The sequence below is a fragment of the Bacteroidia bacterium genome, from assembly GCA_016218155.1.
Lineage (GTDB): Bacteria > Bacteroidota > Bacteroidia > Bacteroidales > GWA2-32-17 > GWA2-32-17.
Genome location: JACREQ010000046.1, coordinates 117,791 through 134,678 on the forward strand (window position 1 = coordinate 117,791; position 16,888 = coordinate 134,678).

Consider the following 16,888-nt stretch of genomic DNA (forward strand, 5'->3'; position numbering starts at 1 on the left):
TGTAAATCGGTTTAGTTATTTTATTAGCTTATTTGCAAAAAAAAAGCTGCCCTTGAAAAAGGACAGCTTTACATATTTTTTTTCTTAAACTAGAGCAAACTTGAACCCTTGTTTGCACCTTCTTTAATATTGAAACCGATTAGTATTTCGTGGCTACCATTACTGTAATTTTTTATCTGACTTGTTGTATAGTCAAATGCGTAACCTACGTAGAACTTATTAAATTTAACACCTATCATTGCACAAATGTCTTTGCTTGAACGATATGAAACTCCTAACCAATAATTCTTTTTAAAGTATGTTTTTAAATTGAAATCTAATTGAGTAGGTGTGTTGAAAGTAGATTTTACTAAAATAGATGGTTCTAATTCAAATGCATCACTTAAAGTAAATTTATACCCTGCAGTGAAAAAATAATGCCTGATAATTTGATTTTTTTCAGTCTGGTCAAGGTTAGCACTATCTAAATTGTATAATTTCATATCTAATTGAAGTAGCTGTGTTCCTGCCATTCCAATAAAAAATTTAGGATTATATAAATACATTCCAAAGTCAGCATCTGGTGAGAATTTAGTAACCACACCATGATTTATTGCAGGATCATCATCTTGAATAGTAACCAATTTTGATTGATCAAATTTGAATTGAGCAGCTTTAAATGCTAAACCAAATGAAAGTTTTGTTTCTCCTGAAATTGGAAGATGATAAGATCCGCAAACCTGAATACCGGTTCTGCTAATCGGACCAAATTTATCATTAAAAATGTATCCGCCTAAACCAACTCTTGCATTAGTAAAAAGGTAATGACCACTTATAGCTTGTGTTGATGGTGCATCTTTAATTCCAACCCATTGCTGACGAGCAGTTAAACGAACTGGGAAATAATCAACACTACCTGCAATTGCCGGATTAAGTAAAAAAGCATTCATCATATATTGAGAATACAATGGAAGCTGTTGAGCTTTAGCGCCAATACCAAAAAGAACAAAAGCTGTAAAAATGACTATCAGTTTTTTCATATTTTTGTTTTTTACTAAATTACACTTTCTTTTATACTTTAAAAAATAATATAAGGTTTCATTATCTTATGGTTGCGATAAATTAACTATATCTTATAAATAAAGTAATTAAGAAATAATAGTAGTTTGTTTGTTTAATTAAAAAGCAAATTACTGAAAAAAAGAATTATAAAGCAAGAGGGCTGGCAAGAAAAATGATATAGTATTAAAAAAATCTTTAAAAGATTACTGTAACTGATACAAATAAAAAAGCCAATCAAAAAATTTGATCGGCTTTTTTATTATGATTAATTTGAAATTATTGACCTGAAGTTGAAGCTAATTTTTTGTATGAAAATGCAATTTTATCTAAATTATCACTTGGTGTTTCAACAACACTTGTTATTTTGATAACTGCATAATTAGAACCTCCACGAAGTTTTGCAATATAAATATCATTTTGGGCAGGACTAGTTACTGTAGCAGCACCTGTACCAGCAGCATAAGCAGCAGTAGCTGATTCAACAGTTGCAGCTGTATAATCAAAACCAGCAGCAGCTTTTACATATAATGTAGTGTTGCCAGTTCCAGTTGTCCATGCGTTTACCCAACCTAAAGCAACTGTTGATGTGTTTTTCATATCTTTACTTGTTTCAGTTCCACCTGAAGAAACACCAGCATTTGCTGCAAGATCCCAAGCACCTTGATTTGCACCAATAAGATTCCAAACAACACCTGATGTATTTTCATAAGCTAATGTTGTACCAGCCGAAGCAGTATATTTTGTAATAGTATAAATTTTCTCAGTTGTCTGATCTTCTTTATCAGTTACTGTGAAGATTAATTCAACTGGATAAGTGTCAGTAGCTAAAAATGTACCTGTGTAGTTGTAAGTATAACTGGTTTTTCCAGCAAAATCAGCAGGAGCAGGAGTAATATTTACTGAAGTACCGCTTACTTTTTTCTTTGCTGTAAAAGTTGATATTTCACCTTCAGCAGCAACAGTTACGTTAAAAGTTACATCTATTGTAGCAACAGAAGTAAAGTTAAGTTCTTTAGATGTTTCATTGTTTGTAAATGAAATTGTTGGAGCTGGACTTGTAGCCTCATCTTTTTTACAACTTGTGAATAATGATGCACCTGCAACAAGTGCTAAAGCAAAAAATGTTAATTTTCTCATAGTTAATTAAATTTAAGTTTATAATAAAATTCGTTTTTTAAATTTGATGCAAATGTAAAGAGATTTATTTTAAATATGCAAATTGTTTTTATGTTTGTTGATATTTTTTAATGTTTTTAACTATTAAAAATCAATTAGTTTATGTCTTTCAAGGCTGAATTTGTTGATATTCTTATAATTATTCAGGTATGCGAGTACCTGAATAATTTATAGGCTATGTTATAAATTGGTAATATATGTAATAAACGTGACTTTAATATAGTATAACTTGCTTATTATATATGTTATACAAATAACCCTAATGTCATACTGAGCGTAGTCGAAGTATCTATTTGTTAGTAATATAGATTCTTCACTTTGTTCAGAATGACAAATCTAATTGAACCCACATTAATTTGCTTTAATGTTTACATTATAAGAACCGGTATTAGCTGCATTATATACAGTTTCATATATCGAAATGTAAAGCATTCCGCTTTCGTTCATAGTACCGTTAAATTTAGCTCCGGCAGTTGTAGCTGTACCAATTTCACCTATTTTATATACTAATTGTCCGTATGTTGGATAAGTACTGCTAACAGCAGTTTCTAAGCTACCAGCTGCACCGTTGGGTGTGTATTTAGCATTCGATAATGAAGCAAGTGTTACTTCACCTGTTGCAGTAATAGTAATTCTTTGTCCCTTTTTTACATTTATGCCAGTTCTGTACCATCCTCCGTTTGGGTTACCACTAATATATTTTGAAGCAGGAAGATTTACGATTTTAGAAAGTTCGCCTCCAGTTGAAGGAACGTAAGTTATTTCAATTTTCGACATTTTTTCTTTTGGAATAGTTAAGGCGCCAAATTCTGTTTTTATTTCAGCAGATGGAAATGTAAAAATTCCACCCATAGTATATTCACCATCAATAGATATGATGTCTTTTTCTCCAACATTGTCAGTTAAATTAAGTATTGAATTTAATTCAGATACTAATTGCTCCAGACTATAAGAATTATCTACAGGAGGAGTGTATTTATCTGAATATAAATAATCTGTGAGGATATATATTTCAGCGGCTTTAATTTTAAGTAATTCTTCATATGCAATCTTACGTGTCTCTTCAGTTTCATTTGAGAGTTGAGCAGCAAGATTTTCTAGTTTTGTTTTATTTGTTCTGTCAGGTGTTAGTCCTACACTTATCGAACTTACATTTTTAATAGGTATTGACAGCTTTCCATAATCAGTTTGCAGATCAACATTTTTAATATTTATTGAACCATTGTAAATACTTCCATCACGTAATGTGATTTTAGCTTGTACATCATTTTTGTTTATTTGAGCAAATAAGTTAGCTGAAAATAAGGCAATTGTAAAGAATGCTAAAAGTTTTTTCATAGTGGGTAATAATTAATTGTTTGGTTTTCGATTACCAAAAATATTAAATTTTTTAATTCGGTTGAATGTATTATTTCTTAATTATTTATAATTTGATTTTATTAAACTAATTGAGATTGGTATTTAAACAAAAAAGCTCCGAGTATTCGGAGCTTTTTTGTTTAATGAATCAAAATTATTATTCATGAATCAATTTAATAATTTTTGAGCTGTTATTTGCATTTACTTTTATAAAATAAATACCTTTTTCAAAACCAGAAAGATTTAAGTTTATTTTAGTTTGTTTAGTGTTATTAAAACTATTCTGATAAACAGGTCTTCCTAAAATATCTGAAACTTCAATTGTCAATTCGTTTGAAATAACGCCGCTGATTTCAATACTGGTATTTGTTTTTGCCGGGTTAGGATATACATTAACAATTATTTGAGAATTGTTAGAATAAATTCCAACACCGATAGCATTTACCGATTGAATAACATTGCTTGATCCACATGTACTGTATGCTGTAAGTGTTACAACATATAATCCCGAGGTTGCATATGTATGAGTCGGGTTATCTAATGTAGAAGTCTGTCCATCACCAAAGTCCCATAAATAACTGGTTGCACCTGTTGTTGTGTTTGTAAATGTAAAGTCAAGTTGATTTGCAGTATAAGTAAATCCTGTTGTTGGTAACGAACCTGCTACTGTAATTGTTAATGAGTTTGATGTGGCTGTATTTGCTGTTACACAAGTTTCAGATGAAGTTAAAATACATGTTATAACATCATTATTATTTAGTGTAGTTGAAGAAACTGTTGGACTATTAGGTCCTGCATTTACTCCATTAATCTGCCATTGATATGAAGGTGTTGTTCCTCCGTTTGTAGGAACAGCAGTTGCTGTAACATTATCACCTGGACAAATTGTTGTATTAGGAGAGGAAATTGCAACTGAAGGAGTAACAGGTTGGTTAACTGTTACAGTAACACTATTTGAAGTTGCAGGGTTGCCTGTGGCGCAACTTGATGAAGAGGTCATTATACAAGTAATAACATCATTGTTGTTTAATGTATTTGTTGTTACAGTTGCTGAGTTAGGACCAGCATTAACTCCATTAATTTGCCATTGATAAGAAGGTGTTGTACCTCCATTTGTTGGAGTTGCTGTAAATGTTGCATTTTCACCGGCACAAAGCGATGTTCCACCGTTTGATATAATTGATACTCCTGCAGGAACTGTTGCCTGTGAAGTAATTGTTATTGCATTTGAAGTAGCAGGACTTCCTGAAACACAGGTTTCGTTTGATGTCATAACGCATGTAACAATATCATTATTAGCTAAAGCAGTTGTTATAAACGTTGAACTATTTGTTCCAGCATTAACACCGTTAATTTGCCATTGATAAGCTGGTGTTGTACCACCGTTTACTGGGGTTGCAGTAAATGTAACACTTGTGCCAGGACAAATTGTTGTTGCACTTGCACTAATGTTTAAGCTAGCAGCGGCAGGTGTATTTATTGTAGCAATTACAGGAACTCTTGCACTAACACAGTCAGCTTCTTTAATTTCCCAGTCATATAACAAACCGTAGCGTGCAGTATTGCTGCAACTTGTTATACTGATTAATCCGGCAAGTGTATAAGGATATGTGAAATTAGAGGTTAATCTGTATAGCTGAGAGTTTGCACCAACTGATAGCCTCATTGCTGTTCCAACCGGAATAGCAAAATTCAAATTAACTCTACTTACACCTGCAGGGATATTAACTGTTGTAGTTAGAATTACTGCACCTGTAGAACTTAAAAGTTGTATAGTTCTGTTTCCTGCATTACTTGCATTAACACTTGCAGAAACAAGTGTACATGGTGATGTGCAATCAAAAATTAAATATGTAGCAGTATTAGTAAATGCACCATTTGCAGTATTGTTTGTTGGACCAACATACTGACTTGGTTGTGAGATATGATTTGCAACATAGTAAGTTGTTGTTGCAGCAATTGAAGGTGTTGTAAAAGTTGTTCCTGTTCCAAGGTCGGTACCTGCTGTTGCAGCATCAAACCAATGAAGAATACCAGAACCGGTAGCAGAAAGATTTACAGTGCCAGTTCCACAGTTTGAAGCTCCCGTTGCAACAGGAGCTGCTGGCATATTGATTGTAATTAAGTTAGTTTTTACAACTTGATCATTTCCGTATGCGTTTGTTGCAGTCATTGTTACAGTATAAGTTCCATTTGTTGTGTAACTATGACTTGGGTTTTGTAATGTTGAAGTTTGTCCGTCACCAAAATCCCATGACCATGATGTTGGAATATTTGTAGAAATATCTGTAAATTGTACATCACCACCACATGTTGAGGTCATAGATGAAGTAAAGTCAGCAACAGGAGGTGTGGTTAAAGATGTAATATTAATGTCGTCAATGTGTAAGTTGTTACCAAATGCATTAACGCTTACAAATTTAAGTTTAACACTATTGTTTGCATAAGCAGATAAGTCAACAGTTTCCATTCTCCATTGTGCAGCAGCATTAGGAGTAAATGCAGTTGTAGAAGCTGTAGTACTTGCTAAAGCAGCACCCGATTTATCGTAAATAGGTGTTGGGTTATATGTAACACCGCAATCTGTAGAAATATAAATTTGTAATCCATCAGCTTCAGTCTGGTATTGTCTATAAGCAACATTAAATGTCATTTGTATTGCACCCGATGGAAATAATAAAGAAGGTGTAATTAATTCATCTGTTTGACCGGTAGTATTGTAATTAAAAAAGTCAACAGAAGCTGAAGCAGTACTTGTACCGTTGCCTGTTGTAGCTTTTCTTACCCAGGTAACTCCACCATCAGGGTTGTTTAAAGTCCAGTTAGTAGGAGCAAAGGTAGTTGCTTCAAAATCTTCGGTAAATGGTAATGCTTGTCCAGTAGATACTGTATAACTTAAAGTTTTAGTGTCATTTGTTAAATTTAAATCAGTGCCACCATTAGGTAATGTACAAGATGCATTAAAAGCATGAGTTCCCATTGCTAATGTAATTGAAGGGAAGGTAACTGTAGCTATTGCACCTGTTGCAAGATTTCCGGTCCATGCCTGGGTTACATTTGTGCCTCCGTCAATATTGTATCTTACCGATAAAGAGGTTAAAGCTGTTGTTCCATTATTTTTTATTACAACAGTAGGCACAATAGTTTGTGCAGAACAATATGTTGCAACCGGAATAGTTATTGAATTTAATTCAGCATCTAATGTTAATGATGGTAAACATGGATCATAACCATCAATAAATTGTGGTGCAGTACCCAATGGGTCTAGCCAGTCACTTAATCTGGTAGCGCTTGTTCCTCCGCCTGTCCATGATGCAGCAACCTGACCATAATAATCATTCATACTTGCAGCAGCAGCTCCGCAGGAAGATGGTCCACCATAAAGCTGACCAATAATTCTATGATTCTGATCATACACAGGTGATCCTGATGATCCTGGTTCTGTACAAGTTGAGCCTACTGTCCAGAAAATCTGCCAGCAAGTAGCACTTGAATAAGTTGCAGAAACAGCAGCTTGTGAAGAAAGGCTGATTTTCTTTACATCTCCATCAGGGTGATGAATACATGCAGCAGATGTTGCAGGTGTTGTAGATCTTGACCAACCCGAATAATATGGATTAAATGTACAAGGAGGTGTTGCATTCATTTGAACGAGGCAAAAATCCGAACCGGCATTTCTTGCTTTTAAAGCACAACCAGAAGTTGTAACCTGATCGTGAGCTGGATTTGTTGTATTTGTACAACCTGCACTTTGCCAGTTATACCAGAAAATCCACGATGCAAAATCATTACTTGTACTACAGTGATTAGCTGTTAATACATATGGAGTTCCATTATTTGATGTATTGTTTATTAAAGCACCTGTACAAAAACCACTTCCTCCAACAACAAGCATACAAACCGAGCGAATTTGTTTTGACCAACCTGCAGAATCAGGGTTACAGGCAACATTACGTTGACAAGTACCGGAAGTTCCAAATCCTTTTTGAGCAAAATCAAATACATTTTGGTAACCATGTGTTACTCTGTCAAGAATTAGTTCTCCGGAAAATGCTGCATTAGCAGGCTCAAAATATTCTAAAGTGATAGCTTCACCTGGAATTAAAGTTGTTGCAAAAATGCCTGAAGCAACATTATTTGCACTTGTAAATGAACCTAGAACTTCAGAATGGTCTTCATTATACATAAATAATGTAGCACCATCAGGAAGTATAAATTTGCTAAATCCAAAATTCATTGTTAAAGCACCTTGTGAATAAATTCTTAGTCTCCACAATTTATCACCATTTGATAATACATCCCATGTACCTGATGTTTCCATGTTAATGTTAACATCAATGTTTTTACCAAAGCGCCATGGAATGTCTTTATTGTTCTCATTTGCCAAATCCTCAGCTTTTAATAAAGCAACATTAATTGGTTGCATTGTTAAAGTCTGAACAGATTTCTGTACAGCAATTTTTTGATTAAAGCTAAGTGGTCTTCCACCATAGCTTAATTGTGCCAATAAACTTCCAGCAAATAGGAAATTTAAAATAATAGCAAAAAATAAAAGTCTAAATTTTTTCATAAACTTATGAATTAGTAATTATAAATTAGTTTTGGTTCGTAATTAGCAAATTGAATAACAAGCGATTTTGTTCCTACATATTGAACACCTGCTATGTTGAATTTTAAAGTTTTTTCCACTTTTTTTCCGCAATCTTTTAAACCAGACTTTTTAATTAGGTTTAAGGATGCTTTAGGTGGTAAACTTTTTAAATAATTTCCATTAAATAGAAGATCAATCTCATCATCACTACATCCGGTGTAGTTGAAAGTTATTGATAATGTGCTGTCTGTAATGCTGGCTGTTTTTACTATAAACTCTTTTTTATAGTTTGTAAAGTCAAAGTTTTTATCAACAATTAGTTTTTTTATAGTTTGCTGTGTATTAACAGTTGACTTGGTATTTTCGGCACTTTTAGAGCTTTTGCAGCTGTTTCCCAGTAAAATAGGAAAGAAAATTAAGAGAATTGAAAAGTATTTCATAAAAGTTAAATTAGTTTGCGAAATATAAAGAATTCAAATCGCAAATGCAAATATCTAAAACGTTTTAGCGTAAAGCTGTAAAAGTCAGTTGTTTTTTTTGCCAAGAAGTTTTTCTAAGCGATAAATCTCGTCACGAAACATTGCTGCTTCTATAAAATTTAGTGCCTTTGCTTCTTTCTCCATCGATTTTCTTGCAGCATCAATTGCTTTCTTTATCTGGTCTTGGTTCATATATTTTAAAACCGGATCAGCTGCTATATCAAAACTTTCATTTTCAATGTATGCTTTTGCATTTGCTTTTGCCTGATGCTGTTTAAAATCTCCAAGTATAGATTTTGATGCTCTTATTATTTGTTGAGGAGTTATATCGTTATCTGAATTATATTTTAGTTGCTTCTCACGTCGTCTGTCAGTTTCTTCAATTGTTTTTCGCATCGACTCCGTAATTTTATCGGCATACATAATTACTCTGCCACTCAAATGGCGCGCAGCTCTTCCTGCAGTTTGTGTTAATGATCTTGCCGAACGCAAAAATCCTTCTTTATCAGCATCTAAAATCGCAACAAGTGAAACTTCAGGTAAGTCCAATCCTTCACGTAAAAGATTTACTCCAATTAATACATCAAAAACGCCATTTCGCAAACCATCCATTATTTCAACACGATCTAATGTTTCAACATCGGAATGGATATATCTGCATTTAATATCAAATTTTGTAAAGTATTTCGCCAATTCTTCCGCCATGCGTTTTGTGAGAGTTGTTACAAGAATTCTTTCTTTCCGTTTAATTCTTATGTCTACTTCATGCATTAAGTCATCAACCTGATTTAAGCTTGGTCTGACCTCTATCTGAGGGTCCATAATTCCGGTAGGGCGAATTACTTGTTCGGCAACAATTCCTTCACTCAATTGAAGTTCGTAATCTGTTGGAGTTGCACTAACAAATATTACCTGATTTATTATACTGCTGAATTCATCATATTGTAAAGGACGGTTATCCGCAGCTGCAGGTAATCTGAATCCATATTCAACAAGATTCTTTTTTCTTGCTTTATCACCACCATGCATTCCTCTGATTTGTGGAATTGTAACGTGGCTTTCGTCAATAATTGTAATAAAATCTTTAGGAAAATAATCTAAAAGGCAGAATGGTCTTGTGCCTGGTTTCCTTCCGTCAAAATATCTCGAATAGTTTTCAATTCCTGAACAGTATCCTAATTCTTTAATCATTTCAAGGTCAAAAGTAACGCGCTCTTCAATTCTTTTTGCCTCAAGCATCTGACCCTTGCTTTTAAATGATTCTATTTGTAAAAATAAATCATCCTGAATTTCACGAATAGCTTCATGAATTCTGTTTTTTGATGTCACAAAAATATTTGCCGGATAAATTCTTTGTTTTTCGTGATTGTCAATTGTTATACAACTTTCAGGATTAATTGTACTTATTTCTTCAATTTCATCACCAAAGAATATTATTCTTGTGGCAACGTCATCATACGCTATAAAAATGTCAACAGTATCACCTCGTACACGAAATGTGCCCCTGGTAAAATCGTTTTCTGTTCTTGAATATAAACTGTCAACTAATTGCTTTAAAAGTTTATCTCTACTTATTTTCTGACCAACAAAAATTTCAATTACACTATTATAAAAATCATCAGGATTACCTATTCCATAAATGCAACTAACAGAAGAAACCACAATAACATCCTGTCTTCCTGATAATAGGGCAGATGTTGCACTGAGCCTAAGTTTTTCAATTTCATCATTTATTGCAAGATCTTTTTCAATATAAGTGTCTGAGGAGGGGATATAAGCTTCAGGTTGATAGTAATCGTAATAAGAAACAAAATACTCAACTTTATTTTCCGGAAAGAATTGCTTAAATTCTGAATATAGTTGAGCTGCTAAAGTTTTATTATGACTTAAAATTAAAGCCGGTCTTTTCACTTGTGCAAGCATATTTGCGATAGTGAAAGTTTTTCCTGACCCGGTTACACCTAAAAGTGTTTGATATTTTAAATCTGAATTTATTCCGTCTACTAATTGTTTAATAGCTTCGGGCTGGTCGCCTGTTGGTGAGAAAGGAGATATAAGTTTTAAGTCCATATTGCAAAAATACCAAATATTTGAATAGATTTTTTGCATATTATTTGTACTAAAATTTATTATTTTTGAGTGTTATTATAAATAATTGAAATATAGCTTAATCTATTAAAATTTATTTTTATGAAATATTTATTATTAACTGTTATTTTATTTGGAGTTTTTAAAATTTCATTTTCTCAAAAAATAAAAGTGATCTCTGCATATGATAATCAAAGTTCTTATACAAGTGGATTATTTGCTTTGCAGGATACTGCAGTTTATCGCTACAGCTGGTATTATCACGAATGGTTTGCGCTTGAAAATAATGGTTTAACTCGTGTCAATGATACAGTGAGGGTTTCTTCATTAGCAGTATATAATAACAAAATAAATAATTCAAGTGGTATATTTGTTTTTTCAGATACTGTTGTATTAAATTATAACTGGTTTGTTCAAACCTGGTTTCCTTTATCAAATGTTGGACTTCCAAGGGTTAACAATAAGCCTGATGTTAGAATGTTAACAGTGTATGGCGATTCGGGTAGTAGCAGTAATAGTAGTTTGTTTGCTTTAACTGATACTGCAGTATATAGCTATCATTGGTATTATCACGAATGGTATCCCATATCAAATTCAGGTTTGTCAATTTCTGTAAAAGAATTGCCAGACGATAATATTATAAATTTAATTGCATTTCCTAATCCATCTGAAGGTAATATTTCTTTAGATTTGCATTTACCTTCCGGATTTAATGAGATAATAAGAGTAGCTGTTTTTGATGAAAAAGGAATACTTGTAAAGTATTTTGAAAAAGATAATTATATTGAAGGCGAATCACTAGAATTAACAGAATTAAACAATCTTAGTTCTGGTTTGTATTTCTGTGAAGTTAAAGCTGGAGCTATGATTAAAACAATTAAAATGGTAATAAAAAAGTAATGTTATAACATAAGTAAATATTAATTAAGTTTGTTATGAAAAGTATTTTTACCGATAAAACTAAGACGCCTACAATAACTGATTTAAAAGTTGCTTTAGGGAATACATATGATTTATGGAAAACTCTTTCAGAATATGCTTATAAAGCTTATCCGAAATATAAAGATAGTTGGGCATTTACAAGTGAAAAATATGGTTGGAGTTATAAGATAAGTGATAACAAAAGAGTATTGATTTATTTTTTGCCAAGGGATAAATATTTTAAAGTTGCATTTGTTTTTGGCAATAAAGCATCAGATGAAATATTGAATTCTGATATTTCAGAAGAAATAAAATCAGAGATTAAAAATGCAAAAGTATATGCCGAAGGCAGAGGAATAAGACTTGAAGTAAAAAGCAATGTTCAAGTGAATGATATTAAAAAATTAATAACAATTAAAATCTCAAATTAAAGAAATTATTGCTTAATTATTGTTTTACTAATTGTTATATTGTTATTTGCTGATAGCTTAATTATGTATACTCCCGATGAGTAATTCTTAAGCGAGATGTTTAATTTGTTTTTATTAATGTTTTCAATTACCTGAAGTGTCTTTCCTGATTCATCAGTAATTATAATTGTTTTATAAATTGAAACATTTTCAATAGTTATTTCATCTTTAGTTGGATTAGGGTAAATAAAAACTTTATCCATTGCTAACTCATTTGTTTGTGTATAAATGAAACTGAAAATATTTGATGTGTCTTTACATCCATTGCAATCAGATATAACATAAAAATCACTGGAATAAACAGGAACAAAAATTTCACCTGTTGCTCCGGTAATTAAACCTTGCGAATCATACCATTGTAATAAACAAATATTCTGTTGGTAAGGACCACTTGAATGTAATGTGTCTGAATACTCTGTTAAGTTTATTTCAGGATTAATAACATTAATAAATAAACTGTCTGATGAAGTGCAACCAAAACTATTGGTTACAGTAACAGTATATATGTCAGTAGATACTGGTGTAAATGCTTGCCCTTGTATTACAGAGTTATTCCATATATAATTTATTCCTCCAGTTGCATATAATGTTATGGAATCCCCAATACATATTGTTATATCTGAACCTGCATTTGCATTTATTTGAGGATGAAAATAAATTGTTATAACATCTGAACTTGCAATACAATTTCCAACTCCTGTAGTTGTAAGATTTAAATTTACATTTCCAGTTGAAACTTCTGTTGTAGTTGGAGTATATGTAGCATTTAATGTACTTGAGTTAGGATTAAATGTTCCATTTCCTCCAGTCCATAAGCCACCTGTTGCCGATGTTACTATTCCGTTAAGTGTTATGGGGTCATTCCCGCAAATATTGGTATCAATTCCGGCAAATGCAGTAGGAGCAGGGGTAAAGTTAATTGTTATCTGATCAGTTTTAGCCGAACAATATCCATTGCCAGTTGTTGTAAGGGTTAATGTTTTACTTCCTGAAGCTATTTCAGATGCTGTTGGAGTATATATAGCATTTAATGTTGTTGAATTAGGTGAAAAAGTTCCTGCTCCGCCTGACCATATTGCACCTGTAGCTATTGTAAAACTTCCTGCAAGTGTTGTTACTGCATTATTTGCACATTTTGTTTGATCAATACCAGCATCAACAGTTGGAGGATCTGTGAAAGATATTGTCATTTGGTCTGAGGCGGCATTGCATACCCCATTTGTTGTAGTAGTAAGTGTTAATGTAACAAATCCGGTTGAAAGTTCAGTGGCTGTTGGTGTATATGTTGCATTTATTGTTGTATTGTTAGGGGTAAATACTCCTGAGCCTCCTGTCCATATTTCACCAACTGTATTTGTTGATCCGGAAAGAGATGTAATGTTGTTATCTTTGCATTTTGTTTGATCTGTTCCTGCATAAGAGGTTGAAAGTGGTTGTACTGTAACATAAACATTGTCCGTGCCTGTACATCCATTAGCATCGGTTACTAATACGTAATAATATCTGCTACTTGAATATAAGAAAGGTATTCCTTGCTGTGCAGGGCTTGGACTCCATGAATAGCTAATTCCACCTGTTGCAGTTAGAGTTGTATATGAACCATTGCAAATAGTCTGATCTGGACCTGCATTAGCAATTACAGCAGGTAGTCCTTGAATTGAAAAAGACGAATTTGAAACACAATTATTGGAATCAGCAGCCCATACAGAGTAATTTCCCGGACAAATATTGCTAAATGTTCCGGTCGTATTTGAAAGCGTTCCAAGATGGTATGTGTATGGGTTTACACCTCCAGTTGCAGAAGCTGCAATTGCTCCACTACACCCAGTAACACAACTTATAGAATCGTTAATAATATTGCTTAGTAAAACTGTACCTGTTGTTGCATTTATAGTTTTTGTTCCGGTTTTTGTACAGCCTTTAAAATCAATAACTGTAACGGTATAGCTACCTGCACATAAAGAGTCTTGAGAAGCACCTGTACTTCCATTCGACCAATTGTACGTTACCGGAGTGTAAGCATTTAATACATTTGTTACCGAAGCAACACCATTGCAGGAGCCATTACAGTCAGATAGTGAACTTGGCATTGTTATTACCATGTCTGCATGATTGGCAACTGTAATGTTATTCTGAACAGCATTACAATTATTAATATCAGTTACTGTTATATTGTATAATCCTGGGCATAAACTGTCAATAATACTGGTTGTTTCACCTGTGTTCCATAGGTATGTATATGGTGAAGTTCCACCTGTTATACTGGAGGTTATTTTTCCATTGCAATCGTTATAGCAAATTACATTAGTGATAGTTTTGTTAATTGTTATTGCACTTGGTTGACTTAGCGTATGAGCATGTATAAGAGTGCATCCCATCTGATCTGTTACAGTTACTGAATAATTTGTCGCTGATAAAGAAGTCAAAGTATTTAATGTTGCCCCGTTTGACCAAAGATAAGAATAAGGTTGAGTGCCTCCGCTTGGTGTTACAGTAATTTCACCTGATGAATTATTGTAACATGTTAGATTCTGATAATTTGTAGTTAATGAAAATGCAGAAGAGTCAACAATAAATGTACTTGTTTCTTTACAACCATGTGTGTCTGTTGATGTCACTGAATATGTGCCAGCGGAAAATGGGGGGCCTGTAACATTCGACCAACTATAGGTAAATGGTGGATATGGTCCGCTTGCATAAACCTGAACTGTTTGTGTTGATCCTGCTGTACAATTACTTACTCCAACTGTTGTGGTCAAATTGTAACCGGCTGGAATATACTTTTGAACAGTTGATATTGAGCTTGTACAGCCATTATCTGTAACTGTAAGTTTAATGTTCTTTGTGCCTGAAATAGGGTAGTTTATCCAGAAATCATTATCAGTCGGTCCTTGTAATGTGTTAGCTGCTGGAATGAAAAGCCAATTAAATTGTGCTGTCGGAGAACTTATGCCTGTGTATACAACGTGTAATGAATCGTGCTCGCATAGTAAAGTTGTTGGACTTACTGTAAAGTTTGAAGTAGGTATTCTTTTAAATAGAATTGTTACAGAATCTGAACAGGTGTCATTTGAGGGGCTGACATTTGTCCAGATAAATGTGTAATACCCATAATCCGGAACTTGAACTGCTGTATTATTTGAATTTGCAGAAGGAATAATAACCCCTGCCGAATCACAGGACCAATGTCCTGAATAGCCTGTAATATTTGGTGCATGTAAATTATACGTTAAACCACATGTTGAGGTGTCTTCTCCTGCGTATGCATAACAACTTATACAAGGAGGTGGTGCTATAAATGAGAAAGTTGCTTGACATAATGGATCATTATTATACATAAAGTTTATATTCTGATACTGCTCGTCAGCAATTAAACCTGAAATAACAAAAGATTCTGTTGTGTCAAAAGGTGCCTGAATAATAACCGGAGTACCATTAGGTGGAGTTATTGTTACAAATCCGGAATCTCTTATTTCACTGAAAGTTATTGTTCCTGTAAGTGTGAATGTGTTGTTAGTGGAATCACATTGGGATGATTGCGAATCCATTTGCGAGAAAATACAATTTAATAAGCAACATGAGCAATTAGTTGAGCCCGCTCCGGTTTGTCCTGCATTGGTTTGCGAAAATGAGATATTGCCTGCTGCATTAGAATAATTGGTAATGCAAAGCATATAATATTGTCCAGTTAATGCACTTGAAATATGGCAGTTTTCAACTGGTGCAGGATCGTAGCTACAATCAACAGTATTTCCTGATGGATAAAAATATGGATCAGAGGTGTTATTTGGGCAAGAAGTACATCCGGCTGTTAATGCTCCTGTGCAAGGATATGAAGGATATGGAAACGGACCCCAGGCAACAAAGTCAATATCGTTACCAGTTGATGATTCCATGTGAATAGTAATGTCGCCAGGTTGATCAATTAATAAATAATACCATACAGGATTTGGCTGAGTATAAAGGCATGCGTAATTAGGACCAGATTCAGCAGCTGTATTTGTATTCATTGGAAAACCATATGTAACACCTGTGCAAAAAGGTTCTGCAACACTACAACTTGTTCCGCTTTGTGAAAATAAATTAGAGTATTGAAAAAGAATAATTGCTATAATCAATAATATTTTTTTCATAACATTATTTATAATGATAATTTACCAAAGATATATTAAATTTTGTAAAATTCAAATAATTGTTATAATGTTAATTAACATTATAAAATTTCAAATAAATTAAAAATCTACTTTAAACTATTCTTAGAAACAATAACCGATTCCTAATTTTGTGTTTGGTCCACCACCAATACGATTGTTCTCAGATGTTATCATAAATCCTATTAGTGCTCTGAAAATAAATCCTTTTTTGCTACAATAGTTATATCCGCTATATAACTCTAACATTGATCCTAATGTTTCACCACCACTTTGTAATTTAAGAGGATAATTGTTAGGGTTTGTCCTGACTGAAACATTAATCAGAATGCTATGGAAGTTATTTTTTTTAAAATGTAAATAATATGTGCTGCCAATTCCTATCATGTTGTTAAAAATCACATTACCATATTCTAATTCCAAACTCACTTTTTTGTTAAAATAGTATCCTAAGCTTGCGTGAATAAGTTCAGGAAATCCATTTCCTGCAATAAAATATATTCGTTTATTATTTGGCTCTGGATTTACAGTTTCTGTTTGAGCATAAGCAAAATTTAATATATTGCAAGCAAAAGCACAAACAATAAAATACTTAATGTTACACATGTGGTT

General features: G+C 33.1%; 10 protein-coding genes and 3 pseudogenes. 2 read left to right on the forward strand and 11 right to left on the reverse strand.

The features are described 5' to 3' along the window. Positions 1 to 89 precede the first annotated feature (89 nt). The 9 genes and pseudogenes from HY951_08700 to uvrB form a co-directional block, all read right to left on the reverse strand. Entirely contained in the window at positions 90 to 1,019 is a 930-nt protein-coding gene (locus HY951_08700) for a type IX secretion system membrane protein PorP/SprF (protein ID MBI5540124.1), read from the reverse strand. Positions 1,020 to 1,317: 298 nt separating this feature from the next. Further along, positions 1,318 to 2,178, reverse strand: a complete 861-nt coding sequence (locus HY951_08705) for a hypothetical protein (protein MBI5540125.1) — start codon at positions 2,176 to 2,178, stop codon at positions 1,318 to 1,320. Between the two features lie 390 nt (positions 2,179 to 2,568). Then, positions 2,569 to 3,555: a hypothetical protein gene (locus tag HY951_08710; GenBank protein MBI5540126.1), complete on the reverse strand. Its 987-nt coding sequence runs from the start codon at positions 3,553 to 3,555 to the stop codon at positions 2,569 to 2,571. 178 nt (positions 3,556 to 3,733) lie between these two features. Beyond that, positions 3,734 to 4,030 (reverse strand): T9SS type A sorting domain-containing protein, encoded by a 297-nt coding sequence (locus HY951_08715; GenBank protein MBI5540127.1) that lies wholly within the window; start codon positions 4,028 to 4,030, stop codon positions 3,734 to 3,736. A gap of 30 nt (positions 4,031 to 4,060) precedes the next feature. After that, positions 4,061 to 5,749 (reverse strand): annotated as a pseudogene (locus HY951_08720) (PKD domain-containing protein). Next, positions 5,735 to 6,046 (reverse strand): annotated as a pseudogene (locus HY951_08725) (PKD domain-containing protein). The pseudogenes HY951_08720 and HY951_08725 overlap by 15 nt, the downstream one beginning before the upstream one ends. Before the next feature lie 918 nt (positions 6,047 to 6,964). Next, positions 6,965 to 8,146 (reverse strand): annotated as a pseudogene (locus tag HY951_08730) (trypsin-like peptidase domain-containing protein). 11 nt (positions 8,147 to 8,157) lie between these two features. Continuing rightward, the gene (locus tag HY951_08735) at positions 8,158 to 8,607 is read right to left on the reverse strand and encodes a hypothetical protein (GenBank protein ID MBI5540128.1); all 450 of its coding nucleotides are present in this window, start codon (positions 8,605 to 8,607) and stop codon (positions 8,158 to 8,160) included. 84 nt (positions 8,608 to 8,691) lie between these two features. After that, positions 8,692 to 10,716, reverse strand: coding sequence for an excinuclease ABC subunit UvrB (uvrB, locus tag HY951_08740; GenBank protein MBI5540129.1), 2,025 nt, complete (start codon positions 10,714 to 10,716; stop codon positions 8,692 to 8,694). A gap of 120 nt (positions 10,717 to 10,836) precedes the next feature. Between uvrB and HY951_08745 the strand changes: the two genes are divergently transcribed. Continuing rightward, positions 10,837 to 11,634, forward strand: coding sequence for a T9SS type A sorting domain-containing protein (locus HY951_08745; GenBank protein ID MBI5540130.1), 798 nt, complete (start codon positions 10,837 to 10,839; stop codon positions 11,632 to 11,634). 35 nt (positions 11,635 to 11,669) lie between these two features. Then, positions 11,670 to 12,086, forward strand: coding sequence for a DUF3788 domain-containing protein (locus tag HY951_08750; protein ID MBI5540131.1), 417 nt, complete (start codon positions 11,670 to 11,672; stop codon positions 12,084 to 12,086). Positions 12,087 to 12,091: 5 nt separating this feature from the next. On the opposite strand, the gene HY951_08755 is transcribed toward HY951_08750, so the two are convergent. Together HY951_08755 and HY951_08760 are read right to left on the reverse strand one after the other, a co-directional pair. After that, on the reverse strand, positions 12,092 to 16,258 hold the full coding sequence (locus HY951_08755; protein MBI5540132.1) for a T9SS type A sorting domain-containing protein: 4,167 nt from the start codon (positions 16,256 to 16,258) through the stop codon (positions 12,092 to 12,094). 123 nt (positions 16,259 to 16,381) lie between these two features. Then, positions 16,382 to 16,882 (reverse strand): hypothetical protein, encoded by a 501-nt coding sequence (locus HY951_08760; protein ID MBI5540133.1) that lies wholly within the window; start codon positions 16,880 to 16,882, stop codon positions 16,382 to 16,384. Positions 16,883 to 16,888 lie beyond the last annotated feature (6 nt).